General features: G+C 57.7%; 23 protein-coding genes. 15 read left to right on the top strand and 8 right to left on the bottom strand.

Annotated features, from left to right (window positions below; translation table 11 throughout):
• Positions 1 to 29 precede the first annotated feature (29 nt).
• The 4 genes from GOW48_RS09890 to aspS all read left to right on the top strand — a co-directional run bounded on the left by GOW48_RS09890 (position 30) and on the right by aspS (position 4,282).
• Positions 30 to 1,157: an aminodeoxychorismate synthase component I gene (locus GOW48_RS09890; protein WP_170753530.1), complete on the top strand. Its 1,128-nt coding sequence runs from the start codon at positions 30 to 32 to the stop codon at positions 1,155 to 1,157.
• The gene (locus tag GOW48_RS09885) at positions 1,112 to 1,759 is read left to right on the top strand and encodes an aminotransferase class IV family protein (RefSeq protein ID WP_170753339.1); all 648 of its coding nucleotides are present in this window, start codon (positions 1,112 to 1,114) and stop codon (positions 1,757 to 1,759) included. Before GOW48_RS09890 ends, GOW48_RS09885 begins: the two co-directional genes overlap by 46 nt.
• Positions 1,756 to 2,427 carry a CPBP family intramembrane glutamic endopeptidase gene (locus GOW48_RS09880; protein WP_170753337.1) on the top strand — a complete coding sequence of 224 codons (672 nt, stop codon included), beginning with the start codon at positions 1,756 to 1,758 and terminating at the stop codon, positions 2,425 to 2,427. Before GOW48_RS09885 ends, GOW48_RS09880 begins: the two co-directional genes overlap by 4 nt.
• 79 nt (positions 2,428 to 2,506) lie before the next feature.
• On the top strand, positions 2,507 to 4,282 hold the full coding sequence (gene aspS, locus GOW48_RS09875) for an aspartate--tRNA ligase (protein WP_170753335.1): 1,776 nt from the start codon (positions 2,507 to 2,509) through the stop codon (positions 4,280 to 4,282).
• Positions 4,283 to 4,329: 47 nt separating this feature from the next.
• Here the strand turns inward: aspS and GOW48_RS22620 are convergent, their stop codons facing one another.
• On the bottom strand, positions 4,330 to 4,464 hold the full coding sequence (locus GOW48_RS22620; protein WP_269149637.1) for a hypothetical protein: 135 nt from the start codon (positions 4,462 to 4,464) through the stop codon (positions 4,330 to 4,332).
• Position 4,465: 1 nt separating this feature from the next.
• Entirely contained in the window at positions 4,466 to 5,182 is a 717-nt protein-coding gene (locus tag GOW48_RS09870; RefSeq protein WP_170753332.1) for a response regulator, read from the bottom strand.
• Positions 5,183 to 5,319: 137 nt separating this feature from the next.
• Between GOW48_RS09870 and mce the strand changes: the two genes are divergently transcribed.
• Both mce and GOW48_RS09860 read left to right on the top strand, forming a co-directional pair.
• Positions 5,320 to 5,724, top strand: a complete 405-nt coding sequence (gene mce / locus GOW48_RS09865) for a methylmalonyl-CoA epimerase (RefSeq protein WP_170352375.1) — start codon at positions 5,320 to 5,322, stop codon at positions 5,722 to 5,724.
• 16 nt (positions 5,725 to 5,740) lie between these two features.
• Positions 5,741 to 6,016 (top strand): DUF1467 family protein, encoded by a 276-nt coding sequence (locus GOW48_RS09860; RefSeq protein ID WP_170352376.1) that lies wholly within the window; start codon positions 5,741 to 5,743, stop codon positions 6,014 to 6,016.
• 3 nt (positions 6,017 to 6,019) lie between these two features.
• On the opposite strand, the gene GOW48_RS09855 is transcribed toward GOW48_RS09860, so the two are convergent.
• Together GOW48_RS09855 and GOW48_RS09850 are read right to left on the bottom strand one after the other, a co-directional pair.
• Positions 6,020 to 6,715 (bottom strand): EI24 domain-containing protein, encoded by a 696-nt coding sequence (locus GOW48_RS09855; protein WP_170753330.1) that lies wholly within the window; start codon positions 6,713 to 6,715, stop codon positions 6,020 to 6,022.
• Positions 6,715 to 7,293 (bottom strand): nitroreductase family protein, encoded by a 579-nt coding sequence (locus GOW48_RS09850; protein ID WP_170753328.1) that lies wholly within the window; start codon positions 7,291 to 7,293, stop codon positions 6,715 to 6,717. The genes GOW48_RS09855 and GOW48_RS09850 overlap by 1 nt, the downstream gene beginning before the upstream one ends.
• Before the next feature lie 136 nt (positions 7,294 to 7,429).
• Here GOW48_RS09850 and GOW48_RS09845 point away from each other — a divergent pair, with 136 nt between their 5' ends.
• Positions 7,430 to 7,705, top strand: a complete 276-nt coding sequence (locus tag GOW48_RS09845; protein WP_170753326.1) for a DUF167 domain-containing protein — start codon at positions 7,430 to 7,432, stop codon at positions 7,703 to 7,705.
• Here GOW48_RS09845 and GOW48_RS09840 read toward each other — a convergent pair.
• Complete coding sequence (locus GOW48_RS09840; protein WP_170352379.1) at positions 7,693 to 7,941, bottom strand: hypothetical protein; 249 nt, start codon at positions 7,939 to 7,941, stop codon at positions 7,693 to 7,695. The genes GOW48_RS09845 and GOW48_RS09840 overlap by 13 nt on opposite strands.
• Before the next feature lie 123 nt (positions 7,942 to 8,064).
• On the opposite strand from GOW48_RS09840, the gene GOW48_RS09835 reads away from it, so the two are divergent.
• The 5 genes from GOW48_RS09835 to GOW48_RS09825 all read left to right on the top strand — a co-directional run bounded on the left by GOW48_RS09835 (position 8,065) and on the right by GOW48_RS09825 (position 9,998).
• Entirely contained in the window at positions 8,065 to 8,772 is a 708-nt protein-coding gene (locus tag GOW48_RS09835; protein WP_170753324.1) for a M48 family metallopeptidase, read from the top strand.
• Positions 8,769 to 9,137 carry a YigZ family protein gene (locus GOW48_RS09830; protein ID WP_170753322.1) on the top strand — a complete coding sequence of 123 codons (369 nt, stop codon included), beginning with the start codon at positions 8,769 to 8,771 and terminating at the stop codon, positions 9,135 to 9,137. Before GOW48_RS09835 ends, GOW48_RS09830 begins: the two co-directional genes overlap by 4 nt.
• A 68-nt stretch (positions 9,138 to 9,205) precedes the next feature.
• The gene (locus GOW48_RS22415; protein ID WP_234899418.1) at positions 9,206 to 9,481 is read left to right on the top strand and encodes a DUF6455 family protein; all 276 of its coding nucleotides are present in this window, start codon (positions 9,206 to 9,208) and stop codon (positions 9,479 to 9,481) included.
• Positions 9,469 to 9,741, top strand: a complete 273-nt coding sequence (locus tag GOW48_RS22780) for a DUF6455 family protein (protein WP_414478914.1) — start codon at positions 9,469 to 9,471, stop codon at positions 9,739 to 9,741. The genes GOW48_RS22415 and GOW48_RS22780 overlap by 13 nt, the downstream gene beginning before the upstream one ends.
• Positions 9,741 to 9,998, top strand: coding sequence for a DUF6455 family protein (locus GOW48_RS09825; RefSeq protein WP_170753320.1), 258 nt, complete (start codon positions 9,741 to 9,743; stop codon positions 9,996 to 9,998). The genes GOW48_RS22780 and GOW48_RS09825 overlap by 1 nt, the downstream gene beginning before the upstream one ends.
• On the opposite strand, the gene GOW48_RS09820 is transcribed toward GOW48_RS09825, so the two are convergent.
• Entirely contained in the window at positions 9,995 to 10,237 is a 243-nt protein-coding gene (locus GOW48_RS09820) for a CDGSH iron-sulfur domain-containing protein (protein WP_170753318.1), read from the bottom strand. The genes GOW48_RS09825 and GOW48_RS09820 overlap by 4 nt on opposite strands.
• A gap of 216 nt (positions 10,238 to 10,453) precedes the next feature.
• Between GOW48_RS09820 and GOW48_RS09815 the strand changes: the two genes are divergently transcribed.
• Both GOW48_RS09815 and GOW48_RS09810 read left to right on the top strand, forming a co-directional pair.
• The gene (locus GOW48_RS09815; protein WP_170352385.1) at positions 10,454 to 10,642 is read left to right on the top strand and encodes a hypothetical protein; all 189 of its coding nucleotides are present in this window, start codon (positions 10,454 to 10,456) and stop codon (positions 10,640 to 10,642) included.
• Positions 10,643 to 10,767: 125 nt separating this feature from the next.
• The gene (locus tag GOW48_RS09810) at positions 10,768 to 11,124 is read left to right on the top strand and encodes a diacylglycerol kinase (RefSeq protein ID WP_170352386.1); all 357 of its coding nucleotides are present in this window, start codon (positions 10,768 to 10,770) and stop codon (positions 11,122 to 11,124) included.
• A 6-nt stretch (positions 11,125 to 11,130) separates the two neighbouring features.
• Here GOW48_RS09810 and GOW48_RS09805 read toward each other — a convergent pair whose 3' ends face one another.
• Positions 11,131 to 11,493, bottom strand: a complete 363-nt coding sequence (locus GOW48_RS09805) for a hypothetical protein (protein WP_170753316.1) — start codon at positions 11,491 to 11,493, stop codon at positions 11,131 to 11,133.
• Between the two features lie 104 nt (positions 11,494 to 11,597).
• Complete coding sequence (rimO, locus tag GOW48_RS09800; RefSeq protein WP_170753314.1) at positions 11,598 to 12,986, bottom strand: 30S ribosomal protein S12 methylthiotransferase RimO; 1,389 nt, start codon at positions 12,984 to 12,986, stop codon at positions 11,598 to 11,600.
• Positions 12,987 to 13,081: 95 nt separating this feature from the next.
• Here rimO and GOW48_RS09795 point away from each other — a divergent pair, with 95 nt between their 5' ends.
• Positions 13,082 to 15,037: an AsmA family protein gene (locus GOW48_RS09795; protein WP_170753312.1), complete on the top strand. Its 1,956-nt coding sequence runs from the start codon at positions 13,082 to 13,084 to the stop codon at positions 15,035 to 15,037.
• Positions 15,038 to 15,051 lie beyond the last annotated feature (14 nt).

Genomic DNA, 15,051 nt, shown 5'->3' with positions numbered 1-15,051 from the left:
CTCTATACCGCGCAGCACGGCAAATGAGGATGCAGGTGCGTATTCGTTTCGATCAGGGCCCGGCCGGGCAAGGGACCACTTTTGACCGGCCCACGCAGGTGATCCGCGCCGACCGCGCGGAGGACGTGCCCCACGCGTTGGAGGCGCTGGATTCCGCGCGCGCGGATGGTGCGTGGTTGGCCGGTTATGCCAGCTATGAGCTTAGTTATGCGCTGGAGCCGAGGTTGTCCGCGCGGATGCCCGAGGGCCGTCGCCTGCCATTGCTGTGCTTTGGCGTCTTTGACGCGCCAGCCCAAAGCGACTTGCCTGCGCCTGCGGGCGGAGTGACCGGTTTCGCGCCTCGCTGGGACGAAGCGCGTTATACTCGCGCCTTCAACCGAGTGCACGAGGCCATCGGCGCGGGCGATATCTATCAGGCAAACTTGACCTTTCCGATTGACCTGATGCTCGAAGGCGCCAGCGCTGCGCTTTATGCCGCGCTGGCGGCGGGTCAGCCCGTGGGCCACGGCGCGCTCGTACAGCAGGACGGGTTGCCTGACTTGCTCAGCCGCTCGCCCGAGCTGTTTTTCCGTACCGATGCCGACCGTTTGATCGAAACGCGCCCGATGAAAGGCACCCAACCGCGCAGCGAAGACTTGGCCGAAGACGCCCGCCGCCGCGATTTCCTGTCGACCGATGCAAAGAACCGGGCGGAGAACCTGATGATCGTCGACCTGCTGCGCAACGATATCAGCCGTGTGGCGCTGCCCGGTTCGGTCAACGTGCCCGAACTGTTCAAGGTCGAAACTTATGCGACCGTGCATCAGATGATCTCGCTGGTGCAGGCGCAGCTGCATCTGGGGGCCGAGCTTTCGGACATTCTGATGGCGCTTTTCCCCTGCGGCTCGATCACCGGTGCGCCCAAAATCCGCGCGATGGAGATTCTGTCCGATCTCGAACCCTGGCCCCGCGACATCTATTGCGGTGCCATCGGCTGGGCCGCGCCGGATGGGCGGTCGGAATTTAACGTTGCCATCCGCACGCTGATGGTCGAGGGCGGCAAAGCCACACTGAATGTGGGCGGCGGCGTGGTCTGGGACAGCACCGCCCCATCCGAATATGAGGAGGCGCTATGGAAAGCCCGCTTCGCCCGCCAGATGATCCTGACTTCCGCCTGATCGAAACGCTGGCCTTCCGGCCGGGGCAGGGGTTTGTGCGCCGTGATCGCCATTTGGCCCGCATGGGTCGCTCCGCTGCGGCGCTAGGAGTGCCGTTTGATCGGGACCGAGCTATTGCCGCTTTGGAAGGTGTCGCGGGTACATCCCCTCTGCGTTGTCGCCTGACGCTGGACGCAGCGGGCGCTGTAGAGGTGACGACCGGCGCACTGGCCGAGAACCCGCCGCTCTGGCGGGTGGCAATAGCGGACCAGCGTCTGCAGGCCTCGGATGTATGGTTGCAGCACAAGACAACGCAGCGCGCTTTGTACGATGACGCCCGCGCATCGCTGCCACCGGGGATAGATGAGTTGCTGTTCCTGAACGAGCGCGATGAACTTTGTGAGGGCACGATCACCAACTTGTTTGTACACATGGCGGATGGCCGGCGATTGACACCTGCGTTGTTCAGCGGCGTCCTGCCTGGCATTCTGCGCGAAGAATTGCTGGATAATAAACAGGTTACCGCAGCCCCGGTGACCTTGACCGATCTGCAAAACGCGGAAAAACTCTATGTCGGAAATTCTCTACGTGGTCTGATCCGGGCGGAGTTGGCAATACAGTGAGCAAACAAACCGATTGGGCCGAAAGTGCGGCACCGCTATTGCGGTTGCGGCTCGAGTTCTGTCTGTTTTTTGTTGCAGTACCGGTGTTGATCGCGGTGTTTTTCCCGCCGAACTGGATGTTTCCGTCGCTATTTACCTTTACGGCCATCGGCATCGTCCTGCTGCATTACACACCGGGATTTGCGTGGGCAGAGCTTCGATACAACCCGTACAACTGGTCCTGGACCGAAGTCGCCATTTTCGCAATCTTGATGACCGGGTTCTGTGTGGCCGTGGTCATGATCGCCCGGCCCGAGGCGGCCTTTTTTCTGCTGCGCGAACGGCCGCAGATGCTGTTGGTGATCTGGATGTTCTATCCGATTGTCTCGGCTCTGCCGCAAGAGCTGCTGTTCCGGTCGCTGTTCTTTCGCCGCTATCACGCGATCCTGCCGGGTGGCAGTGCGGCCTATCTGCTGAACGCCGCGCTGTTTTCGCTGGCGCATCTGATGTACTGGAGCTGGATCGTCGCCATCATGACCTTTGCGGGCGGGCTGCTGTTCACCTGGGCCTATCGCAGGCGCGGCTCGTTTTTCTACGCGGTGCTGCTGCACGCAATTGCCGGGAACATCATCTTTGCGGTCGGTCTGGGCATCTATTTCTACTCGGGTAACGTGCAAAGGCCGTTTTGAGCGGGATACCTGCCTTGACTTTCGCGGCCCGACGGGGTGTATCGGCGCGACGAATTCTGCGCCCGAAGGGATATGATCCATGCACGCCTATCGCAGCCACACCTGCGCCGCTCTGACCGCCGCCAATGTCGGTGAAACCGTCCGCCTGTCCGGCTGGGTGCATCGGGTCCGAGATCACGGCGGCGTGCTGTTCATCGACCTGCGCGACCATTTCGGCGTGACGCAGGTGCTGTGCGACGGCGACAGCGCCGCCTTTGCCGAGCTGGAAAAGGTCCGGTCCGAGTGGTGTATCCGCATCGACGGCACCGTCAAAGCGCGCGACCCGGAACTGGTGAACGCAAAACTGCCCACCGGCGAGGTCGAGGTCTACGTGCGCGAGTTGGAAGTGCTGGGTGCTGCCGACGAACTGCCGTTGATGGTCTTCGGTGATCAGGAATACCCTGAGGAAACCCGCCTGCGCTATCGCTATCTGGACCTGCGCCGCGAGGCGATGCAGCAGAATATGACCCTGCGCTCGGACGTTGTGTCCTCGATGCGCCGCCGCATGTGGGATCAGGGCTTCCGCGAATATCAGACGCCGATCATCACGGCGTCCTCGCCCGAAGGCGCGCGCGACTTTCTGGTGCCCTCGCGCCTGCATCCGGGCAAGTTCTATGCGCTGCCGCAGGCCCCGCAGCAGTTCAAACAGCTGATCATGGTGTCGGGCTTCGACAAGTATTTCCAGATCGCTCCGTGCTTCCGCGATGAAGACCCTCGCGCCGACCGCTCGCCCACCGATTTCTATCAGCTTGACCTTGAGATGTCCTTTGTCGAGCAGCAGGACGTGTTTGACACGATCCAACCGGTTCTGACCGGTGTGTTCGAAGAATTCGGCGGTGGCCGCAAAGTGGATCAGGAATGGCCGCAGATATCCTACAAGGACGCGGCCCTGTGGTACGGCAGCGACAAGCCCGACCTGCGGAACCCTATTAAAATGCAAGTGGTCTCCGACCACTTCCGCGGGTCTGGCTTTGCGATTTTCGCAAAGCTGTTGGAGCAGGAGGGTACCGAAATTCGCGCTATCCCGGCGCCGACCGGCGGCAGCCGCAAGTTCTGTGACCGTATGAATGCGTTTGCGCAGAAAGAGGGTCTGCCGGGAATGGGCTACATCTTCTGGCGCGATCAGGGCGATGGGATGGAAGCCGCAGGTCCACTGGCCAAAAACATAGGCCCCGAGCGCACCGAGGCGATCCGTCAGCAACTGGGCCTGGGTGTCGGGGACGCGGCGTTCTTCCTGGGTGGCAAGCCGAAGGCCTTTGAAAAGGTGGCTGGTAAAGCTCGTGACGTGATCGGTGATGAGCTGGGTCTTACCGAAAAAGACCGCTTTGCCTTTGCCTGGATCGTCGATTTCCCGATCTATGAGCAGGATGAAGAAACCGGCGCGATCGACTTTGAACATAACCCGTTCTCGATGCCGCAGGGCGGTATGGAGGCGCTGAACGGCAACCCTCTGGACGTGCGCGGCTATCAGTACGATCTGGCCTGCAACGGGTATGAGCTGGTCTCAGGTGCGATCAGGAACCACAAGCCCGAGATCATGTTGAAAGCTTTTGAGCTGGCAGGCTATGGTGCGGATGAGGTGAAATCTCGATTTGGTGCGTTGTTCAACGCGTTCCACTATGGCGCACCGCCCCACGGTGGTTGTGCTGCAGGTATTGACCGGATCGTGATGTTGCTGGCGGATGAAGCCAACATCCGCGAAGTCATGATGTTCCCGATGAACCAACGCGCCGAAGATTTGATGATGGACGCTCCGTCCGATCCAAGCTCGGATCAGTTGATGGAACTGGGACTGAGGATCATCCCGCAGGAATAACAAAAACCCGTCGCATCCTTTGCGGCGGGTTTTTTCTGTACGCCAAGCTATATCCGTCCGGTCTTTTCCAGCGGATCGCTGACCTCGTCGCGGGCTGCCCTAATATTGCGTGCTGCAAGTCTTGCCTGGCAATAAGCCCACAGGCAGACCAAACCTGCGGTTACAAAATAGGCGGTTGCCATCTCAGATAGCCTCGCGCTGTTCAAGTCGTGCCTGAACAATGCCGGCCACCTGAGCCGCAAGTGCCGTTACCGGAGTGCCACTCGCGCGTGACTCAGCAAGTTTGCTGGCAGCTTCAGCCAGAATCGCGTCTTCGGCATCGCGTGCAACGCCACGCAAGAACTGCGCCGCATAGTCCAAACTTCGGTGATCGTTCGGCCCGGCAAGAACATCAGCGATATGGGCCATATCGTCCTGATAGGCCATTGGGTCCGGGTGAATAACTTCGTCCCGGACAGCGTGCAGACTGTGAGGGCGGCGGTCCGCGGGCAGACGCTCTAAAATCGACTTCTGAAAATAGGAAAGGGATTTTAGGGGTTTGGCCAAAAACCCATCGGCCCCTGCGGTTTGCGCATCCTTCTGTGCGTAATCATCCCCGGACATACCCAGAATGGCACCGATCCGCGGCACAGCCTCAGTTAGTTCGGCGATCAAATCAGCGCCTGACCCGTCAGGCAGGCCCATATCGACCAGAATTACCGAGGGGCGATAAATCTGCAGGTGTCTACGGGCCGATTTCAAGCAATCTGCGCGTCGAATACGTGCGCCAGAGTGCAAACACATCAGGCGTATCGCATCGCAGGCATAGCGGCTGTCTTCGACAACCAAAATCGTTTGACCCAGCAGCGGCCGCGTCGCCGTTGGCTGCGCGGGCGAGGTGAAGGGGTTCGAATCGTCCATGGCAGAACTCCTATTCAGCAGATGCCTTCAGGCTAGGAACTTCTGGCTAACACGACGTTAACGGCAATTTGGCGCACTTGTTCTTTGCCCGGACACGCCCCATAACCGCTGCAACGCAGAGAACAGAGGAGAGTTCCATGATTGGTCGTCTGAACCACGTCGCCATCGCCGTGCCTGACTTAGAGGCCGCATCGGCGCAGTACCGCAACGCGCTGGGCGCCAAAGTCGGTGCACCGCAGGACGAGCCCGATCACGGGGTGACCGTTGTGTTCATCGAACTGCCAAACACCAAGATCGAACTGCTGTATCCGCTGGGCGATGACAGCCCGATCAACGGATTTCTGGAAAAGAACCCCGCTGGCGGCATCCACCATGTCTGCTATGAGGTCGAGGATATCATCGCGGCCCGTGATCATCTGAAGGAAACTGGCGCCCGCGTGCTGGGATCTGGTGAGCCCAAGATCGGGGCGCATGGCAAGCCGGTGCTGTTTCTGCACCCCAAGGACTTTAACGGCTGTCTGGTCGAGCTAGAACAGGTTTAACCAAAGCGAGGATGTCATGACCATTACTGCTGCACTCGTCCTGTTTGCCGTCATCTGGTTCATGACGTTGCTGATCGTGCTGCCGATCCGTATCAAGACGCAGGGGGATCTGAACGAGATCGTGCCGGGTACTCATGCGGGTGCGCCGGAAGTCCACCACATGAAAAAGAAGATGTGGATCACTACCGGAATTTCCGTGGTGCTGTGGGCGATTATTGCCGGGATCATCGTTTCCGGCGTGATCTCGGTCCGCGATTTCGACTGGCTGAACCAGTTGGAACCCAGGGGATAACTGTCAGGGCGTCGGCCCTGACAGTTTGTGATAGATGTGGGTGAATGTAGCCGCACCAATGATCGGAATCACAAGGTTCACTAGCGGTACTGACAGTGGGATGGCCATCAGTGTGCCGGCAAGCCAAATGGTTGACGTGTGTTTTGCGCGCAGCTTCCGCGCTTCTTCGCGCCCGATCCGGCGCATCGCGGCCAAAGTGAAATATTCCCGTCCGAGCAAGAAGCCATTCATGGCCCAAAAGATAAACGGAGCCAAAGGCGAAAAGATCACATACAGGATCAACGCCAGAAGGTTGGCCACAATCAGCACGCCCATAAAGCTGAGCGCATCTCGGACACCGTCGCTAAACGGGATGCCGGGTACGGCGGGCAGCGTGGGATAATGCTTGTCTTCGACCGCCTGCGCGACCTCTTCGAGAAACATCGAAATGATGGCCGAGGCGACGGGCATCATCAAGAATACCGGCAGCACCAGAACGACAAAGATGCCCGAATAGTTCAGCACGTCGTTCAGCCATGAGACTGTACCGATCCAAGGCAATGAGATTTCACTGCTTGCCAACCAGTTAATCAACCAAATCGCCGCTGCGCAGCCCGCAATCAGAAGAATGATCGTTAACCCGACACCGCGTAAAAGGACCGAGCGGAACTTCGGGTCGCCGATTTGACCAAGCGCCGCGAAGAACGCGTTGAGGATCATCATTCGGACACCCATTCGATCAGTGCGGTCACATCGGGTCGGGGGCGTTCAGGCGGTGTGACAGATTCTGTGGCGATGTGGATAAAGCCTGCGATCCGTTCATTGTCCTTTAGACCCAAAGCTTCGCGGCAGAATTCGGGGTCATGCGATTGCCAGCCAGACAGCCAGTTTGCCCCCCAACCGGCCGCCAAAGCCGCGTTTAGCAAGCCAAGGCAAACCGTGCCTGCCGAATACGTCTGCTCGATAGAAGGCACCTTGTCAGACGGTTTTTGGACCTCAACCACGGCGACAGCCAACTGACCCATGTCGAATTGGCTGCGGGTCTTATTGATATCTTCCGGAGTTTTGCCCAAACGCTCGCCGCAGGTCTGTGTCAGGGCAGAAAGCCTGGGCATCGCGCCTTTCTCGATCACAATAAACCGCCACGGTTCCAGCTTGCCGTGATCGGGGCTGCGAGCGGCGGCTGTCAGCAAAGGCAACAGCTCTTCTCGGGTCGGGGCAGGGGCGACCAGCGTCTTTGCGGGCCGGGACCGGCGCGTTTGCAGAAACTCAAGGGCGGCCGGGTTCTTCAAGGACATATGTTAACTTCCTTCACATAGGCAGATTGTATCTGGTTGACCATCTGGCAGGTTTCAAGAGCAAACGGCTGGACTACGAGGATCATTTCCATCCCACGCCATAGGGTGCAAGAGTGTTTGGGGACAGGAGATCCGTATGGCAAAGCCAAAAATGCGAAACGTGCCGGATTTAACCGGGATTGCTCTTCCGGGGGCTGAGATCAATGTAAAGGTAACATCCAAAGCTGCCTTGGACCGTATCACGCTTGATGGCGGTTTAATTCGCGTTTACGTCACCGCCCCGCCCGCCGAAGGTAAGGCCAACGACGCAGTGCGCCGGGTTCTTGCGATTGCGTTAGGCGTTCCGGCGACTTCACTGACACTAAGGCGGGGGCAGACATCACGGGACAAGCTGTTTGTCTATGACCCTTGATCCGGTGTCTCGTGAATCTGGTAAACCCCCTCGGGCAGGTCAAGGGCAGCAGCCAGATCCCGAACCTGTTCGGGCGATAGTGTAATTTTTTGCACTGTGTCGGTCCGTGGATCCAGTTGTTCCAGCGTGACGCATTCGGCAAAATTGTTGATGATTACGTCCTCCTGCAAAGGCTTTTGGCCCTCGTCCACCAGAGTAATCACTGTCGAGTCGAATTCATGCTCAATCGAAAACATGTGATCAGATTGCCGGGCGTTTAACGCCATTGCAACCCGTTCAAACGCATTCAACCAGTGGCGGTCTTATTCTGGGCGCGCTATGGTCGAAAAAAGCGGCAGGACCGTTTAAAGGGATGATGAATGCGCCGTCTGATTGCTTTGATTTTACCTGTGGTGTTGGCAGCTTGCACAGCCAATACGCTGCGTGTTCAACCCGTTGAAGACTGGCAACAGGATTCTGCCGGTTTTGCGGTTCAGGCAACCGCTTTTCAGGAGATCAGCCGGAGGGTGGGCCGACAGGCTCGCAGTGAATGCCTGAAACGGGAAGGTGTCAGGAATTGCGACTTTACCATTGTTGTTGACCTGAACCCAAAAGCCCCCGCAAATGCCTTTCAAACGCTGGACGATAAGGATCAGCCGGTAATCATCTTTACAAGGGCCATGATTCAGTCGGCTGAGAATGCGGATGAATTGGCCTTTGTTATGGGGCATGAGGCCGCCCATCACATCCTGCGGCACATTCCCCGGCAATCGGTGAATGCCCGCGAAAGTGCTGCCATTTTTGGTGAACTGGCCCGGCTTGGCGGGGCGCAAGGTGCAGATGTGGAAGAGGCGCAGAAGCTAGGTGCTCAGGTCGGGGCGCAAGTCTATATCAAGGACTTCGAGCTCGAGGCCGACGCGCTTGGTACCGTTATCACTTACAAGGCAGGTTATAACCCACTTGTTGGGGCCAAGTACTTCGATCGCATTCTAGACCCCGAAGACAGTTTTCTAAGCACTCATCCGCCCAATGCAAAACGGGTTCAGGTTGTGGTGGATACAGCGCGCCAGCTTGGGTTGACGCAATGACCGGGTTGAAATGCTTGGGGGTGGTTCTGGCTGACCGGGGATCAAAATACGCCGTGTCGGGTGCTCCGGTCGCATCGCGGGCCGATGTGGAAGTCGTTCTGAAGACGCTGAAATCGGATAAGAGTTATGCCAAGGCAACGCACAACACTTGGGCTGCGACACTGCCGACGGGTGCGTTAAAGGCGGACGACGGTGAAGCCGGGGCTGCCATGGTTATTCTGCGGATGATGGAACGTGCGGCTTTGGACGGGCACGTTATCATCGTAACGCGTTGGTATGGTGGTAAAAAACTGGGCGGAGACCGGTTCCGCCGCGTTCAGGATGCAACACGAGCCTATCTGGACCAGATCGTTGCAGAGTGTTGACCTGAGTCAAGGGCGTCGCAGCAGCTTTCGGATACTCTGATCAAAACGTGTCAGGGAAAGGATGCCGAATGCCCAGCCGAGAAACGTTGAAGCAGCACGCAAGTCTCGTTGATCGAATGGCAACGCGGGTCGGTATCGACCTTGAAGATGCGGCGATCCGGGGGGATGTCTCGATCGATCAGATATCAGAGGCGGTGCTGCGTTGCACGGAATGCGGAAATCCCGGACATTGCAAAACCCTAATGGAGCAAGACGCGACATCGCCGTCGGCACCAGAATATTGCCGCAATAAGGATCTGTTTTCTCAACTGGTCTCGTCGGCGGCTATGTCATGCAAAAATTAGGGAACGTTATGACTCATCTGCGGCTGGTGCTGCGTATGGGAAAGGCGACAGGCACAGATGTGACTTCGGCTCACCGACAAGGGCGTCTTAGTCAGCAGGATTGGGCAAGAATGGTGAGATCCTGTCAGGGATGCAATTGGGCCGAACGATGCCCAGACTGGCTGTCTGATGCTCAAAATGCGGTATGCGCGCCGCAGACCTGCCCAAACCGAGAGCGGTTTGCAGAACTAAAGGTGCAACAAATGCAGGAGACCCAATAATGCGGGACGTTTTAGGCGAAGTGGAGATGCATTTCTGGCTTACGCGGTCTATGGCCAGATGTATCGACCTATCGCTGTCGGAGGCAATGGCAGAGGGCAGGCTCAGTACAGATGACTACGCGACTATGGTGACGCGATGCAGGGCCTCGAAATGCAGCGGTCAATGCGCCAGATGGCTTGCGGACCAGCAAGCAGGGGCCGACAAGGCCCCCGGCTTTTGCGCCAATGCCGAGACTTTGAACGCCTTGAAGGCTTAGAGCTTTGAATGGGATCCGTCGCAAAGCGGCGGATTAGCGCTGTGTTTGCACCCGCAAAAAAACACCTTCTTGGTGCTTTCCGCGGTGTATTTTACCGGCTCAATACCGCTTCCCTTGTGAGACCCATCGCAAAACGGCTGGCGCTTAGACTGTCCGCACGCACACCAGAAGTAGTTTTTGCCCTCGGTCACCTCGACCGGGTATGGGGCTTTCTGAGCGATAATTGGCGCATCTGACATTAGGCTGCTCCTTTTCTTGGCGTGTGTTGTCCGATGGTTCTAGTTCAAATCCTCTGAAACTCCAGCAACGGTCGGATATTCCGCCACAACGGCGTAGAATTGCTGGCCTCACATTTTTGTGATCGGATTTGTTGCAAATTTGCCAGCGAAGTCGTATTTTGAGACTGGCCCCGAATTTCTGGGGAATATCAGGAAATTAATAAAGGAATGACGGACATGAAATTGAAATTCGCTACAGTTGGCGCGTTTGCATTGATCTTGGGCGCGTGTTCGCAACAGGAAGAACCGGCACCGGTTTATATCACTCCTGAATACGACAAGGTTGGAAACCCAAGCTGCCCTGCGGGTACTCAGCTGGCAACGACCGAAGCAGGTCAGACAGTTTGTGACCCGGTCGCACAATAACCATATCGCGGGCGACCTTCGCAGGGTCGCCCGTTTCCAGAAACGTGCCGCCCTTTGGGCGGTTTTTTCTTGCCTGCAGCCCCCGGATTGAGGTTTTGTCCGCTCTACTGTTATGCAGAGGGCGCATGAAAAACTTTCTGATCCGATTAAAACACCGCACAGTCTGGAGTTGGCAAGGACTGGCCGCCACGTGGCGCGACGAGTATTCGTTTCGTGTTTGGGGCTGGGCTAATCTCATTTCCGCTGGGCTTGCGGTAGCTTTGCCTCTTACAGGCAGTCTGCGCGCGCTAATCATCGTGCTGGGCATATTGGTTATGGTCGCCGAACTGTTCAACACGGCGATCGAACGGGCTGTAGATCACACATCCACCGATCACAGCATATTGGCTGGTCAAGCCAAGGACGCCGCCAGCGCGGCGGTTGCGCTGACAGCCGTTGCCGCCGGGGTTGTATGGGTTATTGGCCTGATCACACTGATCTGACGTAGGCTATTTGATTCGATATCTTGCAAACCCGCGATGGAATTTATGATGTCGAAACCCATGGCGTCGCGGCGTATAGTATTTATAGTATTTCTTTTTGTGCCGCTTGAACGACGAGCGATGGTGCTTTTTTACCGGTTTCGCGTGATGTAATTTTGCTTTTGCAGCAGGTTTATGCACTTTCGGCGCGATAAAATGCCGATGTACCCGCGCTTTTCCGCGATGCGAAATGCCGAAGGATTTCACCCCGGAAAGCGTAACTTTGGCCGAACTGCCATGTCGGTGGTCAGCGGCGGCAGGGGCCGCAATCAGTTGAGCGGCAAGCACCGCCACTGCTAATTTCGCCGCGAAGGGACGCAGTTTAGTCATGATAACCCTCCTTCTTGCGTGTTGAGGTCTCATGTCTATGTGGGGCGCCGAGTGGTTGATCTCCAATAAACTCGGCTCACGCTTCGACTATAATCAGTGACCGATCAGGCCAGTTTGCCCCAGAGATCGTATTCCCCCGCTTCATCCACTTCGACCGAGACAATATCGCCGGGTTTGAGATCTGCGAACTCTTCGTCAATGAACAAATTGCCATCGATCTCGGGCGCGTCGGCCTTGGTGCGGCAGGTGGCGGCCTCGTCATCGACCTCATCCACGATCACGTCCAGCGTTTGTCCAACCTTTGCGGCAAGCTTTGCCTCGGATATCGCTTGCGCCTTTTCCATGAAGCGTTCCCAGCGGTTCTGTTTGACCTCGGCCGGGACATGATCAGGCAGATCGTTCGAGCGCGCCCCGTCCACGTTTTCGTACTGAAAGCAGCCAACGCGATCCAGCTGCGCCTCGTCCATCCAATCCAGCAAAGTCTGGAACTCGGCCTCGGTCTCACCGGGATAGCCGACGATAAAGGTCGAACGCAGGGTGATGTCGGGACAGGTGGCGCGCCATGCGGCGATCTCGTCCAGCGTTTTGGCAGCCGCCGCCGGGCGTGCCATACGTTTCAGAACGTCTGGATGGGCGTGCTGGAACGGAATATCCAGATAGGGCAGCACGTTGCAGCCCGCATCTGCCATCAGCGGGATCAACTCGCGCACATGCGGATAGGGATAGACGTAGTGCAGGCGTACCCAGGCATCGAATTGCCCCAGCTCGCGCGCCAGATCGGTGATGTGGCTGCGGACCTCGCGATCTTTCCACGGGTTCACGTCAAATTTGCGGTCCAACCCATAGGCCGACGTGTCCTGAGAGATCACCAGCAGCTCGCGCACGCCATTGTCGACCAGCTTTTCGGCCTCGCGCAGCACCGCGTGGGCCGGGCGGCTGGCCAGCTTACCGCGCATGTCGGGGATAATGCAGAACTTGCACTTGTGGTTACAGCCCTCGGATATTTTCAGATAGCTGTAATGGCGCGGGGTCAATTGCACGCTGGCGGCGGGCAGCAGGTCTACGAACGGATCGGGATCTGGTGGAACCGCCTGATGCACGGCGTCCAGCACCTGTTCATACTGATGTGGCCCGGTGACGGCCATGATGCGCGGATGATGCTCGCGGATGTAATCCGGCTCGGCCCCCAGACAGCCCGTGACGATAACCTTGCCGTTTTCGACCAGAGCTTCTCCGATTGCGTCCAGTGATTCTGCTTTGGCGCTGTCAAGGAACCCGCAGGTGTTCACGATCACGGCATCCGCCCCTGAATAGTCCGGAGAAATACCGTACCCTTCCGCCCGCAGACGGGTCAGGATGCGTTCACTGTCCACCAAAGCCTTAGGGCAACCCAGCGACACCATACCAATGGTCGGCTGGTTCGCGCGGGGCGCTTCGGTGATCCGGGCGGCAGGCGCCAGGTCGGGGCGGAGGTTCGGCGGGTTTGTACTCATGGCGCGGCATATAGTGGGGAACGCTTCCCCTTGCAAATGCACTGAAGGCCAAGAATGATCATTTCCAAACAAGCCGAAGGGCGGAGAGCAGAAAAATGAAATGGCTGTTGCGCATTGTTTTCCTTTTTATAGCGGTGCTTGGGCTGGTAATCGGCGCTTTGCTACTGATGCCAAGTGACAAGTTGGCATCCATACTGGCTGAGCAGGTCAAAGCGGAAACCGGGCGCGATCTGAACCTGTCGGGCGATGTCCGTTTATCGTTCTGGCCTGTCTTGGGAATGGAAACCGGCCCCGTTGCCTTTGGCAACGCGCCTTGGGCAGGCTCCGATCCGATGCTGAGCGCCCAAAGCCTGGCCGTGGGCGTTGACGCGGCGGCGCTGATGGGGGGCGATTTGCGGATCAAACGGATCATTGCCGAAAACCCGACACTGCGGCTGGAATTGTCGGATGGGCGCGGGAACTGGGAGTTCACTTCGGCAACCCCGACTGAGGGCACCACCAGCGCAGCAGCGACCCCAGCGCAAGGGCAGCAAGGCGCGGTGACATTGGACCGTCTGCAGTTAACGAACGCGCGGCTTGTCTATGTCGAGAATGGTTCCACTCGGTATGATTTCGACAATGTCGATCTGGCCGCAAGTTGGCCGGACCCGAGTGCGCCTATGACCCTCGAAGCCCAAATGAAGGTGCCGGGTGGTGCTGTGGACGTCGATCTGACGATTCCTGACCTTCCCACCTATGCTTCGGGTGTCGCGACGCCTTTGACCGTGACGTTGACCGCACCTGGTGGAGAAGTTCGATTTGACGGCCGCGTTAACCTCGCTGGTGAGATGGACGGCAATTTCCACGTCAGAACGCAAAACACCGAGCGGATGTTGGCAGCCTTCGGTCAAGCTGGCGTTGGCGTACCACTGGGGTTGGGGACGGCGGCAGACATATCGGGGTATATGACTTACACGCAGGATGGTCGCATTTCTGTTCGCGATATGGTTGCTCAACTGGACGAAAACCGAGTGACCGGCGAGGCGGATATTCTGATCTCGGATCCTCCACAAATCACGGCGCGGCTGGACGCTGGTGACTTGGACCTGTCGAAATACAACACGGCCCCGGCAGGCCGGTCAGGCGAAACAAGCACAGGTCCGGTTAAAGACACAGGGTGGTCCACCGATCCTATCGACGCATCGGCTTTGGCACTGGCGAACGGAAAAATTCGGCTGAAGGCCAGCTCGATCGCGGTTCCGGGACTGACCTTGGGCCCCAGTGATCTGACGCTGAACCTTGATCGGTCTCGCGCAGTTCTACAGATGAATCCGGCCAGCTTGTTTTCGGGTCAGTTGACCGGGCAGGTCGTAGCCAATAACCGAAGCGGATTGTCGGTCGGCGGTGACCTCAAGGCCGAGGGCATCGACATCGAACAGGCTTTGACTGCGCTTGCGGGTGTCGATCGTCTGTCAGGGACTGGGACAGGTTCGTTCAAGTTCCTCGGTGTCGGCCAAACCGAAGATCAGATCATGCGCTCGCTCAGCGGCGATGGGCGGATGGATGTTGGCGCCGGGGTCATCAGCGGATTTGATCTGGACCGTCTGATGGGGCGCAGCTCGGAAACGGGTGGGACAACCGTCTTCAACAGCCTTTCAGCAAGTTTCACCTTGGATCAAGGCGTGCTTAGGAACGACGACTTGTTGATGTCACTCAAGAATTTCCGTGCGGATGGTGAGGGGCGTGTGGGCATTGGCGCGCGTGACATCGATTATCTTTTCACCCCTACAGCATTGCGGGCTAACGCAGGTCAGGGGCTTTCGGTACCCGTTCGCATTGTCGGCCCCTGGAGCAATCCATCGATCCAACCTGACTTAAGTAAAGTGCTTGAAGCGGCAGCAGAGGGCAAAGTCAAAGAGTTGGAGGATGATGCCAAGCAAAAAGTTCTGGAAAAGGTTGGCGATGAGCTTGGAGTTACGGTGACCGACACGGAAAGCATCGAAGATGCGGTAAAAAACAAGCTGCAGGAAGAGGCTGCAAAAGGGTTATTGAAACTCTTGGGCGCTGATTGAGAGGGCAGGGGGCG

The sequence above is a fragment of the Ruegeria lacuscaerulensis genome (assembly GCF_013033355.1).
Classification (GTDB): Bacteria; Pseudomonadota; Alphaproteobacteria; order Rhodobacterales; family Rhodobacteraceae; genus Ruegeria; species Ruegeria lacuscaerulensis_A.
The sequence above is the reverse complement of the archived record's forward strand: the minus strand, read 5'-3'. Positions and strand labels throughout refer to the sequence as shown.

Bases quoted from the DNA above. Each gene is read 5' to 3' on its own strand.
- rimO (WP_170753314.1), bottom strand. From the start codon at position 12,986: ATGAGTACAAACCCGCCGAACCTCCGCCCCGACCTGGCGCCTGCCGCC.
- GOW48_RS09850 (WP_170753328.1), bottom strand. From the start codon at position 7,293: ATGTCCTTGAAGAACCCGGCCGCCCTTGAGTTTCTGCAAACGCGCCGG.
- GOW48_RS22780 (WP_414478914.1), top strand. From the start codon at position 9,469: ATGCAAAAATTAGGGAACGTTATGACTCATCTGCGGCTGGTGCTGCGT.
- GOW48_RS09825 (WP_170753320.1), top strand. From the start codon at position 9,741: ATGCGGGACGTTTTAGGCGAAGTGGAGATGCATTTCTGGCTTACGCGG.
- GOW48_RS09795 (WP_170753312.1), top strand. From the start codon at position 13,082: ATGAAATGGCTGTTGCGCATTGTTTTCCTTTTTATAGCGGTGCTTGGG.
- GOW48_RS09870 (WP_170753332.1), bottom strand. From the start codon at position 5,182: ATGGACGATTCGAACCCCTTCACCTCGCCCGCGCAGCCAACGGCGACG.
- GOW48_RS22620 (WP_269149637.1), bottom strand. From the start codon at position 4,464: ATGGCAACCGCCTATTTTGTAACCGCAGGTTTGGTCTGCCTGTGGGCT.
- GOW48_RS09805 (WP_170753316.1), bottom strand. From the start codon at position 11,493: ATGACTAAACTGCGTCCCTTCGCGGCGAAATTAGCAGTGGCGGTGCTT.
- aspS (WP_170753335.1), top strand. From the start codon at position 2,507: ATGCACGCCTATCGCAGCCACACCTGCGCCGCTCTGACCGCCGCCAAT.
- GOW48_RS09835 (WP_170753324.1), top strand. From the start codon at position 8,065: ATGCGCCGTCTGATTGCTTTGATTTTACCTGTGGTGTTGGCAGCTTGC.
- GOW48_RS09830 (WP_170753322.1), top strand. From the start codon at position 8,769: ATGACCGGGTTGAAATGCTTGGGGGTGGTTCTGGCTGACCGGGGATCA.
- GOW48_RS09810 (WP_170352386.1), top strand. From the start codon at position 10,768: ATGAAAAACTTTCTGATCCGATTAAAACACCGCACAGTCTGGAGTTGG.
- GOW48_RS09855 (WP_170753330.1), bottom strand. From the start codon at position 6,715: ATGATCCTCAACGCGTTCTTCGCGGCGCTTGGTCAAATCGGCGACCCG.
- GOW48_RS09885 (WP_170753339.1), top strand. From the start codon at position 1,112: ATGGAAAGCCCGCTTCGCCCGCCAGATGATCCTGACTTCCGCCTGATC.
- GOW48_RS09820 (WP_170753318.1), bottom strand. From the start codon at position 10,237: ATGTCAGATGCGCCAATTATCGCTCAGAAAGCCCCATACCCGGTCGAG.
- GOW48_RS09840 (WP_170352379.1), bottom strand. From the start codon at position 7,941: ATGTTTTCGATTGAGCATGAATTCGACTCGACAGTGATTACTCTGGTG.
- mce (WP_170352375.1), top strand. From the start codon at position 5,320: ATGATTGGTCGTCTGAACCACGTCGCCATCGCCGTGCCTGACTTAGAG.
- GOW48_RS09845 (WP_170753326.1), top strand. From the start codon at position 7,430: ATGGCAAAGCCAAAAATGCGAAACGTGCCGGATTTAACCGGGATTGCT.
- GOW48_RS22415 (WP_234899418.1), top strand. From the start codon at position 9,206: ATGCCCAGCCGAGAAACGTTGAAGCAGCACGCAAGTCTCGTTGATCGA.
- GOW48_RS09815 (WP_170352385.1), top strand. From the start codon at position 10,454: ATGAAATTGAAATTCGCTACAGTTGGCGCGTTTGCATTGATCTTGGGC.
- GOW48_RS09860 (WP_170352376.1), top strand. From the start codon at position 5,741: ATGACCATTACTGCTGCACTCGTCCTGTTTGCCGTCATCTGGTTCATG.
- GOW48_RS09890 (WP_170753530.1), top strand. From the start codon at position 30: ATGCAGGTGCGTATTCGTTTCGATCAGGGCCCGGCCGGGCAAGGGACC.